This is a genomic window from Lactococcus sp. FSL K6-0773 (genome assembly GCF_038006485.1).
Classification (GTDB): Bacteria; Bacillota; Bacilli; order Lactobacillales; family Streptococcaceae; genus Lactococcus; species Lactococcus lactis.
Map to the genome: position 1 here is coordinate 1,255,166 of NZ_JBBOVF010000001.1, position 13,365 is coordinate 1,268,530.

The window sequence follows — 13,365 nt, forward strand, 5'->3', positions numbered from 1 at the left end:
ATTAAAAAATTAGACAAATTTTCTTTGTCTAATTTTTGATATTATAAGGGAAATTGACGAGTCAGTTCTAAAGCTGCTTTCCTAACTTCCGCAAGTTTTTCTTGATTATCGTGATTAACCAAAGCTTCTGAGACCAATTGTGCGACTTTTTTCGCTTCAACTTCTTTAAATCCTCTTGATGTAATTGCTGCTGCTCCAATTCGCACCCCTGAAGTTTTAAATGGTGATAATGTTTCATCAGGAATTGCTTCTTTATTAAGTGTGATGTGAACACTATCCAATAAATCTTGAGCTTCTTTCCCATTAATTCCTAAGTCTAAAACTTTAAGATTAAGCAAATGATTATCTGAACCACCAGCTATCAATCGTAAGCCTTCCACTTTAGCAAATTCCTCAGCCATTGCTTGCGTATTTTTAATGACTTGTTCAATATAGGTTGTGAATTCTGGATCAAGTGCTTCTTTAAAAGCTACTGCTTTTGCTGCAATGACATGTTCTAAAGGCCCACCTTGAGTTCCAGGGAAGATTGCAGAGTTAATTTTCTTGGCCAAAGCTTCATCGTTAGTCAAAATCATTCCACCACGTGGTCCACGGAGTGTCTTATGAGTTGTTGTTGTAACGACATCAGCATAAGGAAGTGGATTAGGATGCGCACCAGTCGCTACCAATCCAGCAATATGTGCCATATCAACCATTAATTTTGCTCCAACACTATCAGCGATTTCACGGAACTTAGCAAAATCAATCAGGCGTGAATAGGCAGAAGCGCCAGCAACAATCAGTTTAGGTTGAACTTGTTTAGCAATTTTTAAAATTTCATCATAATCTAAAAGCTCAGTTTCAGAATTAACTCCATAAGGAACAAAATGATAAGTTTTTCCTGAAAAATTGACTGAAGCCCCATGAGTCAAGTGACCGCCAGCATTTAAATCCATTCCTAAGACTGTGTCTCCAGGTTGAATTAATGCCATATAAGCTGCCGCATTGGCTTGAGAACCTGAATGAGGTTGAACATTGGCAAATTTTGCACCGAAAAGTTCTTTTGCTCGTTCAATAGCCAAATTTTCTACAACATCAACCGCTTCTGTTCCGCCATAATAACGTTTCCCAGGATAACCTTCGGCATATTTATTTGTCAAAACAGAACCTTGTGCTGCCATAACTGCTTTTGAAACAATATTTTCTGAAGCAATTAATTCAATATTTTGTTGCTGACGAATTTCCTCAGCATGAATGGCTGCCCACAATTCTGGGTCAAAACTTTCAAAATCTTCTTTATCAAAAATCATTGGTTCTCCTTGTATGTCTTTTGGGATATTTTAAAAAATATAAGTAGAATTTTATAGTCATTGGCGCTATAAACTTAATCAGTTAATTTTAGTTTACTTTCGCAAGCAAACTTTCAACTCTAAAACTATTATATCGGCTAAAGGCTCTTTTTTGAAATAAGTTGGCTTGTAAATCTCATCATTGCCAAAGAATGTTCGGAAATTTTTAGATTACTTTTTTCAGCTTATTTTATTCAATTTGACCAAGTTCAGGAACTTTTTTAAGTAATTCTTCTTTAGTAACAGCCCCTTGACGCAGTAATTTTGGTTTTTCTTGCGTCAAATCGATGATTGTTGTATCTAGTCCATAGATGCTATCATCTTGAACAGCGACTGCGGCATTTTCTAAAATTTCAGGACTTAAATCGGCAAAGAAACTTGGACTTTTAGAACCACTTAAATTGGCAGAAGGTCCGACCAAAACACCGACTTCTTTGATAATTTTTTGAGTTACTGCAATATTTGGCATTCTAAAACCAACAGTACTTTTTCCAATATGAATCCATTCAGGAACATCTTTAGATGCCTCTAAAATAATGGTTAAAGGGCCAGGAAGAAAGGCTTCCACAATTTTTTGGAGATAAACTGGTTGATTGATTGAATATTTTAAAATATCTTCAAAGCTTGAAATATTCATATTTAAAGCTTTTTCTGTTGGACGTCCTTTAACTGAATAGAGTTTTTGGACTGCTTCTTCATTCATCGCATCTGCAAAGAGACCGTAAACTGTTTCTGTCGGTAAAATAGCTAACTGACCAGATTTTAGTGCTTTGATAGCTCTAGCTGATAAACGATTTTTATTATTATTCTCTTTTTCTGACTGCTTGTCTAGTTCTTTTTGTAATGTTTTTGCTTCAATAAAAAGATTTTCTCTGATATTTTTCAAATCATCTGGTACTTTGTAGGGACGACGAAAGAGAAAACCAATAATACCATAAAATCCACCTTCGACTTTTTCAAGTTCGTTAGCAAAATTATTGAGTCCCCCTTGCACAAACTTCAAATTTTCTTTAGCTTGGTCTATCTTGTTTGACTCAACCAAAGTTTTGATATCTTTTAATTGCACTTGCAAAAAAGAGGACATTGTTCGTAAATCATTTTCAACTTTCATTTTAACTTCTTTCTTAAATATATTTTATCTTTTAACTGAACTTTTCCTTCAAAAATAGGATGATCACAATTATCAAGAAAATAATTGGAAATTTTATGAGTAATTGTGAAGCCGCATTTTTCATAGAAAGCTACATTGTTTGAAACATCATCTGTTCCAAGAATTAGCTCATCAGCTGCTAAATTTTCTTTCAAATATGTGATGAGTTGTTTCATCATTTGCTGACCGAATCCTTGTCCTTGAAAACTAGTTTCTACCGCGAAATTCTCAATTTCAAAAGTATTTTTTTGTTTTTTTATGACTACAGCACAGGCAACGGTCTTGCCATTTTTTAAAGACAGAGTAAATAAATCTCCATTTTCCAGATAATTTTCTAAATGTGGTCCATCATCAGCTAATAATAATATTGGTAAAAAATCTTCTTTTTGCTGAAATACTTGTTCAAAAATTAAAGAATTCATTTTTCTCCTTAAATATAGCAACAGTAGCTTTTATCACTTGACACTAATCATTCGATCTTTTCCAAATATATCCTGATGAATACTAACAAGCTTGTCAGTAAATTTTTCTTGAAAAATAGCTTGCACAGCTTGCCCTTGCTTATAGCCGATTTCCAAATAAATTTTTCCATTATCAGTCAGATGATTGACCGCTTGGTCAGCAATTTTTTGATAAATTGCTAATCCCTGATTTTCCGCAAAAAGCGCTAAATCAGGTTCATATTTAATGACAGAATTATCCATTTCGTAAGTTTCATCAAAAGCAATATATGGCGGATTAGAAACGATAATATCAAAGCTGTCAGTAATTTTATCTAGTACATCTGATTGAATGAATTCCAAATTAGCCTGATTTATTTCAGCATTTTCAGCTGCTAAAGTTAGTGCCTCTTTAGAAATATCAGAAGCTTTTACTGACCAATTTTCACGCGCTTGAGCTAGAGAAATGGCAATCGCTCCTGACCCTGTTCCAATATCTAAAATTTTGAGGGAATCTTTCTCATTTTCAGCCAAAATCATTTCTACTAATTCTTCAGTTTCAGGACGAGGAATTAAAACACGCTCATCGACCTTCAATTTCAAATCACGGAATTCTGCCCAACCCACTATATATTGTGGAGGCTCATTTTGATGAAGACGTTTTGACACTTCTGTCAGTAATTTTAATTCTTGGTCAGTAATTTTTTCTCGCATTAAATTCAACCAAGATAATTTATTAAGTTCATGTAAATTTCGCCAGACAAATTCCAACTCAAAAGGGTCTTCTAAATCTGCTGACAAAGTTCGCACAGCTTCAATCCAAAGCATTTTTCTTTTTCTACTTTCCAATATTAATTATTTTTCTAATATCTTTTTAAATTACTCTTCCAAGTATAGCAAAAAAGCCCAATAAAATCAGGCTTAATCAACTTTTCAGTTTAATGTAAATCCTTGCTTTTTCAAAAATTTGGCAACATCCTCACGCCGTGGCTTTGTCAGAAAATTGCTCATTTCCTGCGTCCAATCAGTAGACTTTTGATGATGACTCCGATTGGCATAGTAATCTGAAGTTTGTTCATTATAAGCCTGTAAATCACTCACTGTCACACGATTATAAGCATTTACTGACAAAATATTTGCTCTTGGTAAACGTGGTTTAACTTCATTTCGTGTTTTTGGCATCCCAATTGTAAGACCAAAAAGTGGAACAGTCAATTCTGGTAAATCCAGTAAATCTGCCACTTTAGCAATATCATTACGAATCCCACCAATATAACAAATTCCAAGCCCCATAGATTCTGCAGCTATCGCCATATTCTGTGCAGCAATTGTAGTATCAACAATGGCAACCGTCAATGCTTCCATATTCTGGAGAGCCTTCACATCCTTATTTTCCGTTTGTAAAATCTGAGCTTGTCGATACCAGTCAGCCACAAATATATAAAAAACACCTGTTTGATTCACATAATCATCTGAACCTGATATCTTAGCCAGTTCACGACGTAAATCATTATCCGCTATCTCAATGATTGAATAAGCTTGTAGAAAATTAGATGAAGCTCCAGACTGTGCAGCTTTTATCAACAACTCCTTGACATCAGCTGACAAAGGCTCTGCTTTAAAATCACGAACTGATGCGTGGAGCAACATTTTTTCAATCGTTGGATTCATGATTGTTTCATCATTCATCAAAATAAGTTCCTCACTACTAATAATTTTTATAAATAATCATTATTTTACAAGATTCTCTACTAAATAAGAGGTGAAATTCGAGTTAAAAGATAAGCACATAAAGGGATTTTTACTTCTTGAGCTGGAAAAAGCAAAGCATACTGCTTTCGATTTTGATTCGTTTCGGAAACCAACTCTTCTAAAGTTCCAAGTTTTGCTCCAAGTTCTGAGAAAGATTGACGTAAAGGATTTTTACTGTATTTTCCCAATTCAGACAAAGGTAAACTTTTCTTGGTCCGACTCCAGTCTTCATCTTTTTTTACTTCTTGCCAAAGTCGACAATATTGCTTTTCTTTATAATTTTCAATTGACATCCGAGTTCTTTGCGCTCGGTGCAAATGTTTAGAAAGAGACTCTATCTTTTCCGCAACTACCCAAACATCTCCATTTTCCCCCCTACAATAAAGTAAATCAAAAGATAAATCAAAGCCTTTGACTTTAAAAATAGTCACATCTGTTGAAACATTATTCACCTTTTTTGAAGTTTGCATTTTCCTATTTTCATGTCCCACTTCTCGAATAACAAAACCTTCAAATTCAAAATCCATTATTTATTTAATTCTTCTAATTTTTTAGTTTGGTCATAGACAATCAAAGCATCAATCACTTCATCCATTTTCCCAGATAAAATACTATCCAACTTTTGTAAAGTTAAGCCAATCCGGTGATCAGTCACACGGTTTTGTGGGAAATTGTAAGTTCTAATCCGCTCAGAACGATCCCCAGTTCCGACAGTTGATTTACGTTCTGCATTTTGCTTATCCAATTCAATTTGTTGATAGTAATCAAAGACTTTTGTATTCAACAATTTAATAGCTTTATCCCGATTTTTTTGTTGCGTCCGTTCTTCTTGCATTTCCACTTTAATCCCAGTTGGTAAATGGACCATACGTACCGCAGTAGCAACCTTATTGACATTCTGTCCACCAGCACCAGAGGCATGGTAAATATCCACACGTAAATCTTTTTGGTCGATTGTCATCTCAAATTCTTCAACCTCAGGCATAACAAGAACAGTAGCCGTTGATGTATGGACCCGCCCTTGTGTTTCGGTTACAGGAACACGTTGTACTCGGTGAGCACCAGATTCATATTTCAATTTTGAATAAACAGATGGACCAGAAATTAAAGCTGAAACCTCTTTATATCCACCAATTCCGGTGATGTTTGCTTCCATAATTTCAAACTTCCAACCTTGTGATTCAGAAAAATGTTGGTACATATTCAACAAATCACCAGCAAAAAGTGCAGCTTCATCACCACCAGCAGCTCCACGAATTTCTAAAATAATATTTTTTCCATCATTTGGGTCTTTTGGCAAAAGCAAAATTTTGATTTCTTCTTCCAAAAGCTCTTTTTGTGATTTTGCTGATGAAAGTTCTTCTTTGAGCATTTCTTTCATATCATCATCAAGTCCACCTTCGCCAAGCATTTCTTCACTATCAGAAATTGTTTCAAGAACTTTTTTGTATTCATTATAAGTCGCTACTTTATCACGTAAATCTGCTTCTTCACGCGATAATTCCATAAAACGCTTTGTATCCGAAACCACCTCAGGGTCAGACAATAACTCACCCAATTCTTCATATCTTCCAACTATTGATTCTAACTGATCAAACATTTCTCTATTTCCTTTAATTATTTTTTAGTTTGTAATGGTAAATTTTTGGCCATATTGACAAACGAATCCCATTGTGTCAGATCTTGCAGCATGTCTTTTTTAAAAATCATCACTTGATTTCTACCTTGAAAAAAGTGCACACGATCTGAAAAAATTTCAACGTTACGTACATTCATTTGAGCTTTAATTTGTTCCTCTGTCACATACATATCAAGTTCTTGTGGCTTAAAATTTTTCAAAAAACGACTTTTCAATTGCCAATGTAAAAAAAGATTTCCTAAAACAAGAACAAGTAAAGCAGAAACAACCGGCCAAAGCCATTGCCCCTTACTCATAAATAAATTAATAACCAAAAAAATAAGCATAATTCCTGAAAAAACAAGCATCATCCGCTTGGTCATTTGACCAAGAATTCTTTGATAATCCTCACCAGTAATCGTTCCTTTAAAATGATAAAACATCGAGTTCCTCCCTCTTGATATAAAGTCTGTTCGTGTAAAATTCTAATCTTATTTTTTAAATTTCTGGCTTAAAATAATGTTTACGACAAACAGGAATATAGGTTTCGTTTCCACCAATCTGCAACTGTTCACCTTCATAAACTGGTTTTCCATCAATTGTCCGAATCACCATTGTTGCCTTTTTACTACAATACCAACAAATTGTTTTAATTTCTTCGATTTTGTCCGCAAGCAAAAGTAAATATTTTGAGCCTTCAAAAAGCTCATTACGAAAATCATTTTTCAAACCAAAAGCCATGACTGGAACATTTAGTTCATCCACAACACGCGCAAAATCATAGACATGTTTTTTATTTAAAAATTGTGCCTCATCAATCAGCACACAAAAAGGTTTAGCTGGCAGGCTGTTCACATAATCAAAAACAGACATTTCCTCATCAATTGCGACAGCTTCAGCTTTCATCCCGATTCGACTAGCAACTGTCCCAACCCCTGCGCGTGTATCTAGACTAGAAGTCATTAATAAAACAGGCTTACCCTGTTCCTCATAATTATGAGCCACTTTCAAAATCTCAATTGATTTCCCTGAATTCATCGTCCCATATTTGAAATATAATTGCGCCATTACTTTTCCTTTTATTTTTTAGCTTCTATACCATTGATATCAAAAGTTCTGTACTTCAAAATCTTTAAAGATTACTTCATAAACTTTCTCGATTTCTCTAATTTTTACTCAATGAGGTCAAATTAAAACACAACTTAAATTATATCATATTTCATTTATATTTTAACCCTTCTCTCTGTTTTATTAATCCATCAAAGGTTGGAAAGGTTACTTCATTTAATGTATATCTTTATAATTTCTTAGTAATAAGATCCTTTTATCTATTTTCTTATTCTTTATTGTACTCGAGATGAAAACACCTATTCTGGAATTTTTTAAAGTAAAAAAACCAATATTTTTGTTATTGGCTTTTTTACTTTTAAAATTTTTAATAAGCTCCTCGCTGATTTTTGTATTTTAAATCCTGCATTAATTATTGTTATCTTTTATTTTCAGTATATCATCAAAACAAAAAATAATAAGAGTTTTGCGCTCCCTAAACTTAGTAAAAAGTTTAATCTTGGAAAACTGATTTTAGAATAATCTTTTAGATAGCCTTTATCGTTACTTCAATATTACCTTGAGTAGCGCGGGAATATGGGCAAGTTTTATGTGTTAGTTTCAAGAGTTCTTCTGTTTCTTCAGTACCCACTCCTTCGATATGTCCTGTAATATCAACTCCTAATACTACATCTGGAATTTCATTTTGACTTAAATTATAGAGAGAAACTGTAACTTCAATAGTTGATTCACCCTCTATATTTTTTGATTTCTTAATATAGTCTAAAGCACTATTAAAACAAGCGCTATATCCTGCAGCAAATAATTGCTCTGGATTTGTTGCTCCTTCAACCTTTCTGCCTGGTGCAACAATATCTAAATTAAAACTTTTATCTGGAGAATGGACTTCGCCATTTCGACCGCCAATATTTATCATTTTTGTAGAAAATATTTTTTTCATTGAAATCTCCTTTTTAAATTGTTTACAATATAATTGTACTGAATACAATTACGTTTGACAAATATATAGATTCAGATATAATGAAATGATAGGAGAAAATATGACAGACAATATTCTTAGCAAGGAATTATGTTTTCAATTATACATTGCTTCAAAGGAAATCATAAAAAAATATAATTCTTATTTAAATAGATATTCGCTTACTTATACTGGATTTATCGCTATGTTAGCAATTGAAAACAAGATGACAATAAATAAATTAGGCGAAGAACTCTCTTTAGATTCTGGTACATTAAGCCCTCTGCTAAAAAGATTGGAAGCAAAAGGATACATTGTAAGAAAACGTTCTGATAAAGATGAAAGAAGTGTTGAGTTATTTTTCACAGATAAGGGAGCACAAGTTAAAAAGGAATTACCTTCTATCTCTCTTGAAATTGGTGACAGTTTAGTTTCTTGCAACGAGAATATTAATTATGACTTACTTCTCTCGCAATTACTTACTTTAAATAAAAGTTTGAAAACAGAAATTTAAATATTTATGCTTATTTATATAAAAAAACCTGACCTAAGTCAGGTTTTTTTATTTATTGTGCATCTTTTACAGCCTGATCAGATTTTGCTCGAGTATCTTGAACTTCTCGCAATGCTTGATCATTGTCCTGTCCAGACTTTTGCCTTAAATCATTAAGTTGTTGGTTTAATTGAGAAATTGTTTGGTTTGCTGTATCAACCTCTTTTTGTTTATCAGCTACTTTTTGATTCCCTTCTGCAATTTTTGTATTGATTTCATTTATCTTTGCATTAATTTCATTTTGTTTGTCAACATTAGCTTGCGTTAATTGAGTTTGCAAAGAATTGACTTGTGAACTTTGTGAATCAACTGAACTTTTTAAGTTTGCTATGGTCTGATTTAAATCAGAAATTACTTGATTTTTACTTTTAACCCGATTTGATAGTGTATCAATATTGTTGTTAATTGTCTGAATTTCTCCATGTCCAGTCCAATAATTATCCGCTAATGATTTAATACCAATACACGTACTAAAAACTATTGCAAAAGTGGTGGCTGCTATGATAATTTTTTTTATTTTCATTTTTATTTTTTCCTTTATTTTTTTCAAATTACACACACAAAGAGCATTGTACCATATACATTACATCAAAACAATACCAATTATGAAAAAAACTGACTTTTTTAGTTATATAAAAAAACTATACCCCTTAAATGCTTGTTAAACAATACTTAAGAACAACACGAAATGCATAACATATAAAGCATGCATTATACCACTTTGATAACATATACGAAAATCCCAGATAAAAACCAAAGAAAAGGTTTACATTCATGCTTTTTTATGCTATAATTTTCCAACCTCAAAATAGGAGAATATAAGATGAAATACTTTGTACGCCTTGCTACAGAGCAAGATAAACCCGCAGTTGCTAAATTCTATGATAATTCTTTACCATTGATTGATGAAAAACAAACGAGTTGGATAAAAAATATTTATCCCTCAATTGATACAGCTCTAAAAGCAATTGACTTATCTCAGCTCTTTGTTTGTTATGATTCAAATGATATTGTTTCAGGAACTGTGATTCTAAATAATCAATCAGATAAAGAGTATGAAAATATTACCTGGAGCACTCCAGAGCTTGATCCTAATCAAATATTGATAATCCATACTTTAGTTATAGATCCTAAAAAATTAAATCAAGGAATTGCAAGTGCCATGATCAACTTTATTAAAGATTTTGGCAAAAGTAATAGTATGGTAACTATTAGATTAGATACTAATTTTAAAAATACACCTGCACAGAAACTTTATGAAAAACATCAATTTGTATTTCGCGGGAGAACCAATCTCAAGAGCTTTGATAACAAAGGATGGGACGATTGCGTATTTTATGAATTTTGTCTTAAATAATTGAAAATCTAAAAATTAGTAAAAAACCTCTAATCTTTTAGTGGTTTTTTATTTTATAAACTTTCTTTTTTTTTTAACAATATTTTTAAATTTATTTTAAATTCTATCCATTAAATTTTTTTTGGTTTCTTTAATTCATTGCTACTAAGAGGACTAGTAATATTTGCATATTTTAACTGATTAAATATCTTTCTCAAAAATTGTAATTTTTCCTAAAACTTACATCAATTATTCTTAAATATTTTTAAATAATGAATCAAATACACAACTTCTTTGCCTTCTCTAAATCTAGCTATAGCAGAAAATAAGCTCTTTTTTTGGGGAAGGAACAAACTGAGATATTTTTTATCTTTTTACTATTTTTTCTGATATTATCCATTGATTAATGGTTTTTTTTAGAGTATAATATCAGATAAACAGATGTTTTGTATTAAATATGTTACTGAAGGGGAGAGATGGATAAACATAAATTAAATAACTTTTTTGACTACTCACTTGAACCTCGCAGAGCTATCCTTTTTGAAGATGTCAAATCAAATTACGCTTCTATTGAGTGCGTTCAACGAAATCTTAACCCTTTGACAACTTCTCTTTGCGTCATGAGTCGTGCAGATAACACTAAAGGTTTAACGCTTGCCTCTAGTCCTACTTTTAAAAAAGTCTTTGGAATGAAAAACATAAGTCGTGCCAGTGATTTACCCTTTATTATTGAAACAAGGAAATTCAATTTCCCACAATGGTATCGAACACATACGGATATTTACGGACAACGGACTGAACCAACTTTGCAGCATGTCGCTTTCATCGAATCCTGGGCAAAACGAACATGGCTTGTTCCGCCTCAAATGCAGCTCTATGTAGATTATAAAATCAAAGTTACTGAAATTCTAACCAATTACACATCAATTGAAGAAATTCACTCTTACTCAATTGATGAATCATTTTTAGATATCACAGAATCTCTTAACTTCTTCTATCCTGATATTAGAAACCGATATGAGCAAATGAATCTGATTACTTTAGATTTACAACGTGAGATTTTGGATAAGTTAGGGCTTTATGTAACTGTAGGGATGGGTGATAATCCTCTACTTGCAAAACTTGCCATGGATAACTATGCCAAACATAATCAGAATATGAGAGCATTAATACGGTATGAAGATGTGCCTAGTAAACTCTGGACTCTTCCTAAGATGACTGACTTCTGGGGAATTGGAAAACGAACTGAGAAACGTTTGAACAAGTTAGGAATCAGTTCTATTAAAGAGCTTACAAATGCTGACCCTCTTCTCCTTAAACAAAAATTAGGCACAATTGGACTCCAACATTTTTTCCATGCAAATGGAATTGATGAAAGTAATGTAAGGGAAAAATATATTCCTAAATCTTCTAGCTTCAGCAATTCTCAAATTCTACCTCGTGACTACCATAAACAAAAAGAAATAGAACTTGTGATTAAAGAAATGGCTGAAAACTTAGCGATAAGGCTAAGAAAGGGAGGAAGAATGGCAAGCAATCTTTCACTTTATGTGGGTGCTGCAGCAAGCTCTGAACACTCTTCTATTAAGATTTCACGCAATATTGAAGCAACACAAAATACAAAGGAACTGCAAGACCTCGCAATTCTTTTATTTCGTGAAAAATATCAAGGTGGAGCAGTAAGGCAAATAGGAATAAGTGGCAATCAACTCTCTGATAATTCGGTCAAACAACTTTCTTTATTTGAAACTGTTGAAGAAAATCAATTCAACGAAAAGCAGGAATCCCTTCAAAAAGCCATTGACGAAATCAGAGAAAAATTCGATTTTCTATCCATTCAAAAAGCAAGTAGTTTATCCGAAGGTTCACGTGTGATTTATCGAAATAAACTTATTGGAGGTCATGCAGCAAGTCAAAATAAGGAGGATAAAGATGTCAGTTGACCGTTCTTATAGTTCCTATGAAGTCATTCGAGCATATCAGGATAGAGGAATGATGAAATGGGGATCATTTGCGACCGGAGAGTTAACCGAGGCCCAAAATGCATTTGTTAAAGAGCAAAATAGTGATAAAATCTTACAACCTTTATCACATCACATTATACTTCATCTTCTCAACCAGTCATTTACTAATCAAGTACAAGTCAAAATTAAATATCAATCTAAGGTTAAAATAACTGAAGTTTTTGGTTTTGTATCAGAATTTATCAATAATCAAGTTAGAATAAAATCCACAGATAAAATTCACCTCATATCTATCGAAAAAATTATAAATATTTCATAATTAATGAAAAAAGCATGTTATGTCCAAACATGCTTTTTTATTACTATAGCTTCTTTGAATACAATAATTTCATAAATAAGAATAATTTTTAATATTTATTCAGATGACATCTCATGATATAATTGTTTAAAGAATAAGTTCAAAAAGGAGAAGATTTATGGAATATCAACTAAGTTCAACATCAATGGCACCACTAGTGGAGATTAGTCTTGACAATAATGAAGAGATTCAAATTGAGTCTGGAGCGATGGTCTATCATAACGCTGCTGTTAAACTTGAAGGAAAAATGAACAGCAATGGAAAAGGAGGACTTGGAGGTGCTTTAAAAGCTCTTGGTCGTTCAATTACAAGTGGAGAAAGTTTCTTTATTACTAAGGCAAGCGCAATAGGTGCAAATGGTAAAATTTCGCTTGCTCCTGCTAGCCTTGGTTCGATCAAGGAAATTCTTGTCGGTAAAGAGCAGTGGAATCTTAACACAGGGGCATTCCTCGTTAGTGAGGGTGGTGTCCATTACATAATGGAACGTCAAAAATTAGATGGAGCATTATTTGGAGGAACTGGTGGTCTTTTTGTGATGAAAACACAGGGCAGCGGAAAGATGTTAATCAGCGGTTACGGGGATATTGTAGAAATAGATCTTGATGGAACAGAAGATTTTGTAGTTGATAATCAACATGTTTTAGCATGGACTGAATCTTTGAGTTATTCAATTGAAGTTGCTTCCGGAACATTTGGTTTTAAGACAGGAGAAGGGTTAGTTAATAAATTTCGAGGTAAGGGAAAAATCCTGATTCAAAGTAGAAATGTTGAAGCCCTCGCACAGTCAATCATTCCATTCATACCAAGTAAAGGATAAATAAAAAGTCACTAAACTTTAGT

General features: G+C 32.8%; 16 protein-coding genes. 5 read left to right on the plus strand and 11 right to left on the minus strand.

Going from position 1 to position 13,365, the window contains the following annotated elements; genetic code table 11:
• Window positions 1-41: 41 nt before the first annotated feature.
• The 10 genes from glyA to MHB61_RS05945 all read right to left on the minus strand — a co-directional run bounded on the left by glyA (window position 42) and on the right by MHB61_RS05945 (window position 8,296).
• The gene (gene glyA / locus MHB61_RS05900; RefSeq protein WP_003129504.1) at window positions 42-1,289 is read right to left on the minus strand and encodes a serine hydroxymethyltransferase; all 1,248 of its coding nucleotides are present in this window, start codon (window positions 1,287-1,289) and stop codon (window positions 42-44) included.
• Between the two features lie 229 nt (window positions 1,290-1,518).
• On the minus strand, window positions 1,519-2,103 hold the full coding sequence (locus tag MHB61_RS13820; protein WP_026138870.1) for an L-threonylcarbamoyladenylate synthase: 585 nt from the start codon (window positions 2,101-2,103) through the stop codon (window positions 1,519-1,521).
• 332 nt (window positions 2,104-2,435) lie between these two features.
• Window positions 2,436-2,900 carry a GNAT family N-acetyltransferase gene (locus tag MHB61_RS05910; RefSeq protein WP_003129501.1) on the minus strand — a complete coding sequence of 155 codons (465 nt, stop codon included), beginning with the start codon at window positions 2,898-2,900 and terminating at the stop codon, window positions 2,436-2,438.
• A gap of 33 nt (window positions 2,901-2,933) precedes the next feature.
• Window positions 2,934-3,746, minus strand: a complete 813-nt coding sequence (gene prmC / locus MHB61_RS05915) for a peptide chain release factor N(5)-glutamine methyltransferase (RefSeq protein ID WP_010905456.1) — start codon at window positions 3,744-3,746, stop codon at window positions 2,934-2,936.
• Window positions 3,747-3,851: 105 nt separating this feature from the next.
• Complete coding sequence (gene nfsA, locus MHB61_RS05920; RefSeq protein WP_003129497.1) at window positions 3,852-4,607, minus strand: oxygen-insensitive NADPH nitroreductase; 756 nt, start codon at window positions 4,605-4,607, stop codon at window positions 3,852-3,854.
• Window positions 4,608-4,669: 62 nt separating this feature from the next.
• Window positions 4,670-5,197 carry a hypothetical protein gene (locus MHB61_RS05925; RefSeq protein ID WP_003129496.1) on the minus strand — a complete coding sequence of 176 codons (528 nt, stop codon included), beginning with the start codon at window positions 5,195-5,197 and terminating at the stop codon, window positions 4,670-4,672.
• Window positions 5,197-6,270, minus strand: a complete 1,074-nt coding sequence (prfA, locus tag MHB61_RS05930; protein ID WP_003129495.1) for a peptide chain release factor 1 — start codon at window positions 6,268-6,270, stop codon at window positions 5,197-5,199. The genes MHB61_RS05925 and prfA overlap by 1 nt, the downstream gene beginning before the upstream one ends.
• A 17-nt stretch (window positions 6,271-6,287) precedes the next feature.
• On the minus strand, window positions 6,288-6,731 hold the full coding sequence (locus tag MHB61_RS05935) for a hypothetical protein (protein WP_003129493.1): 444 nt from the start codon (window positions 6,729-6,731) through the stop codon (window positions 6,288-6,290).
• Window positions 6,732-6,786: 55 nt separating this feature from the next.
• Window positions 6,787-7,356 carry a thymidine kinase gene (locus MHB61_RS05940; RefSeq protein ID WP_003129492.1) on the minus strand — a complete coding sequence of 190 codons (570 nt, stop codon included), beginning with the start codon at window positions 7,354-7,356 and terminating at the stop codon, window positions 6,787-6,789.
• 526 nt (window positions 7,357-7,882) lie between these two features.
• Window positions 7,883-8,296 (minus strand): Ohr family peroxiredoxin, encoded by a 414-nt coding sequence (locus MHB61_RS05945; RefSeq protein ID WP_003129491.1) that lies wholly within the window; start codon window positions 8,294-8,296, stop codon window positions 7,883-7,885.
• 100 nt (window positions 8,297-8,396) lie between these two features.
• Here MHB61_RS05945 and MHB61_RS05950 point away from each other — a divergent pair, with 100 nt between their 5' ends.
• Window positions 8,397-8,828 (plus strand): MarR family winged helix-turn-helix transcriptional regulator, encoded by a 432-nt coding sequence (locus MHB61_RS05950; RefSeq protein ID WP_137016039.1) that lies wholly within the window; start codon window positions 8,397-8,399, stop codon window positions 8,826-8,828.
• Window positions 8,829-8,880: 52 nt separating this feature from the next.
• On the opposite strand, the gene MHB61_RS05955 is transcribed toward MHB61_RS05950, so the two are convergent.
• Window positions 8,881-9,390, minus strand: a complete 510-nt coding sequence (locus MHB61_RS05955; protein ID WP_010905453.1) for a hypothetical protein — start codon at window positions 9,388-9,390, stop codon at window positions 8,881-8,883.
• Window positions 9,391-9,690: 300 nt separating this feature from the next.
• Between MHB61_RS05955 and MHB61_RS05960 the strand changes: the two genes are divergently transcribed.
• The 4 genes from MHB61_RS05960 (at window position 9,691) to MHB61_RS05975 (ending at window position 13,342) form a co-directional block, all read left to right on the plus strand.
• Window positions 9,691-10,224, plus strand: coding sequence for a GNAT family N-acetyltransferase (locus MHB61_RS05960; protein ID WP_003130536.1), 534 nt, complete (start codon window positions 9,691-9,693; stop codon window positions 10,222-10,224).
• Window positions 10,225-10,679: 455 nt separating this feature from the next.
• Window positions 10,680-12,146, plus strand: a complete 1,467-nt coding sequence (locus tag MHB61_RS05965; protein WP_058221776.1) for a Y-family DNA polymerase — start codon at window positions 10,680-10,682, stop codon at window positions 12,144-12,146.
• Complete coding sequence (locus tag MHB61_RS05970) at window positions 12,106-12,486, plus strand: hypothetical protein (RefSeq protein WP_010905451.1); 381 nt, start codon at window positions 12,106-12,108, stop codon at window positions 12,484-12,486. Before MHB61_RS05965 ends, MHB61_RS05970 begins: the two co-directional genes overlap by 41 nt.
• Before the next feature lie 157 nt (window positions 12,487-12,643).
• Window positions 12,644-13,342, plus strand: a complete 699-nt coding sequence (locus MHB61_RS05975; protein WP_137016042.1) for a TIGR00266 family protein — start codon at window positions 12,644-12,646, stop codon at window positions 13,340-13,342.
• The last annotated feature ends 23 nt before the right edge of the window (window positions 13,343-13,365 follow it).

Coding starts and splice junctions, on each gene's coding strand:
- MHB61_RS05910 (WP_003129501.1), bottom strand. CDS start 2,900: ATGAATTCTTTAATTTTTGAACAAGTATTTCAGCAAAAAGAAGATTTT.
- MHB61_RS05950 (WP_137016039.1), top strand. CDS start 8,397: ATGACAGACAATATTCTTAGCAAGGAATTATGTTTTCAATTATACATT.
- MHB61_RS05935 (WP_003129493.1), bottom strand. CDS start 6,731: ATGTTTTATCATTTTAAAGGAACGATTACTGGTGAGGATTATCAAAGA.
- MHB61_RS05940 (WP_003129492.1), bottom strand. CDS start 7,356: ATGGCGCAATTATATTTCAAATATGGGACGATGAATTCAGGGAAATCA.
- prmC (WP_010905456.1), bottom strand. CDS start 3,746: ATGCTTTGGATTGAAGCTGTGCGAACTTTGTCAGCAGATTTAGAAGAC.
- MHB61_RS05965 (WP_058221776.1), top strand. CDS start 10,680: ATGGATAAACATAAATTAAATAACTTTTTTGACTACTCACTTGAACCT.
- MHB61_RS05970 (WP_010905451.1), top strand. CDS start 12,106: ATGCAGCAAGTCAAAATAAGGAGGATAAAGATGTCAGTTGACCGTTCT.
- prfA (WP_003129495.1), bottom strand. CDS start 6,270: ATGTTTGATCAGTTAGAATCAATAGTTGGAAGATATGAAGAATTGGGT.
- glyA (WP_003129504.1), bottom strand. CDS start 1,289: ATGATTTTTGATAAAGAAGATTTTGAAAGTTTTGACCCAGAATTGTGG.
- MHB61_RS05945 (WP_003129491.1), bottom strand. CDS start 8,296: ATGAAAAAAATATTTTCTACAAAAATGATAAATATTGGCGGTCGAAAT.
- MHB61_RS05955 (WP_010905453.1), bottom strand. CDS start 9,390: ATGAAAATAAAAAAAATTATCATAGCAGCCACCACTTTTGCAATAGTT.
- MHB61_RS05960 (WP_003130536.1), top strand. CDS start 9,691: ATGAAATACTTTGTACGCCTTGCTACAGAGCAAGATAAACCCGCAGTT.
- MHB61_RS05925 (WP_003129496.1), bottom strand. CDS start 5,197: ATGGATTTTGAATTTGAAGGTTTTGTTATTCGAGAAGTGGGACATGAA.
- nfsA (WP_003129497.1), bottom strand. CDS start 4,607: ATGAATGATGAAACAATCATGAATCCAACGATTGAAAAAATGTTGCTC.
- MHB61_RS05975 (WP_137016042.1), top strand. CDS start 12,644: ATGGAATATCAACTAAGTTCAACATCAATGGCACCACTAGTGGAGATT.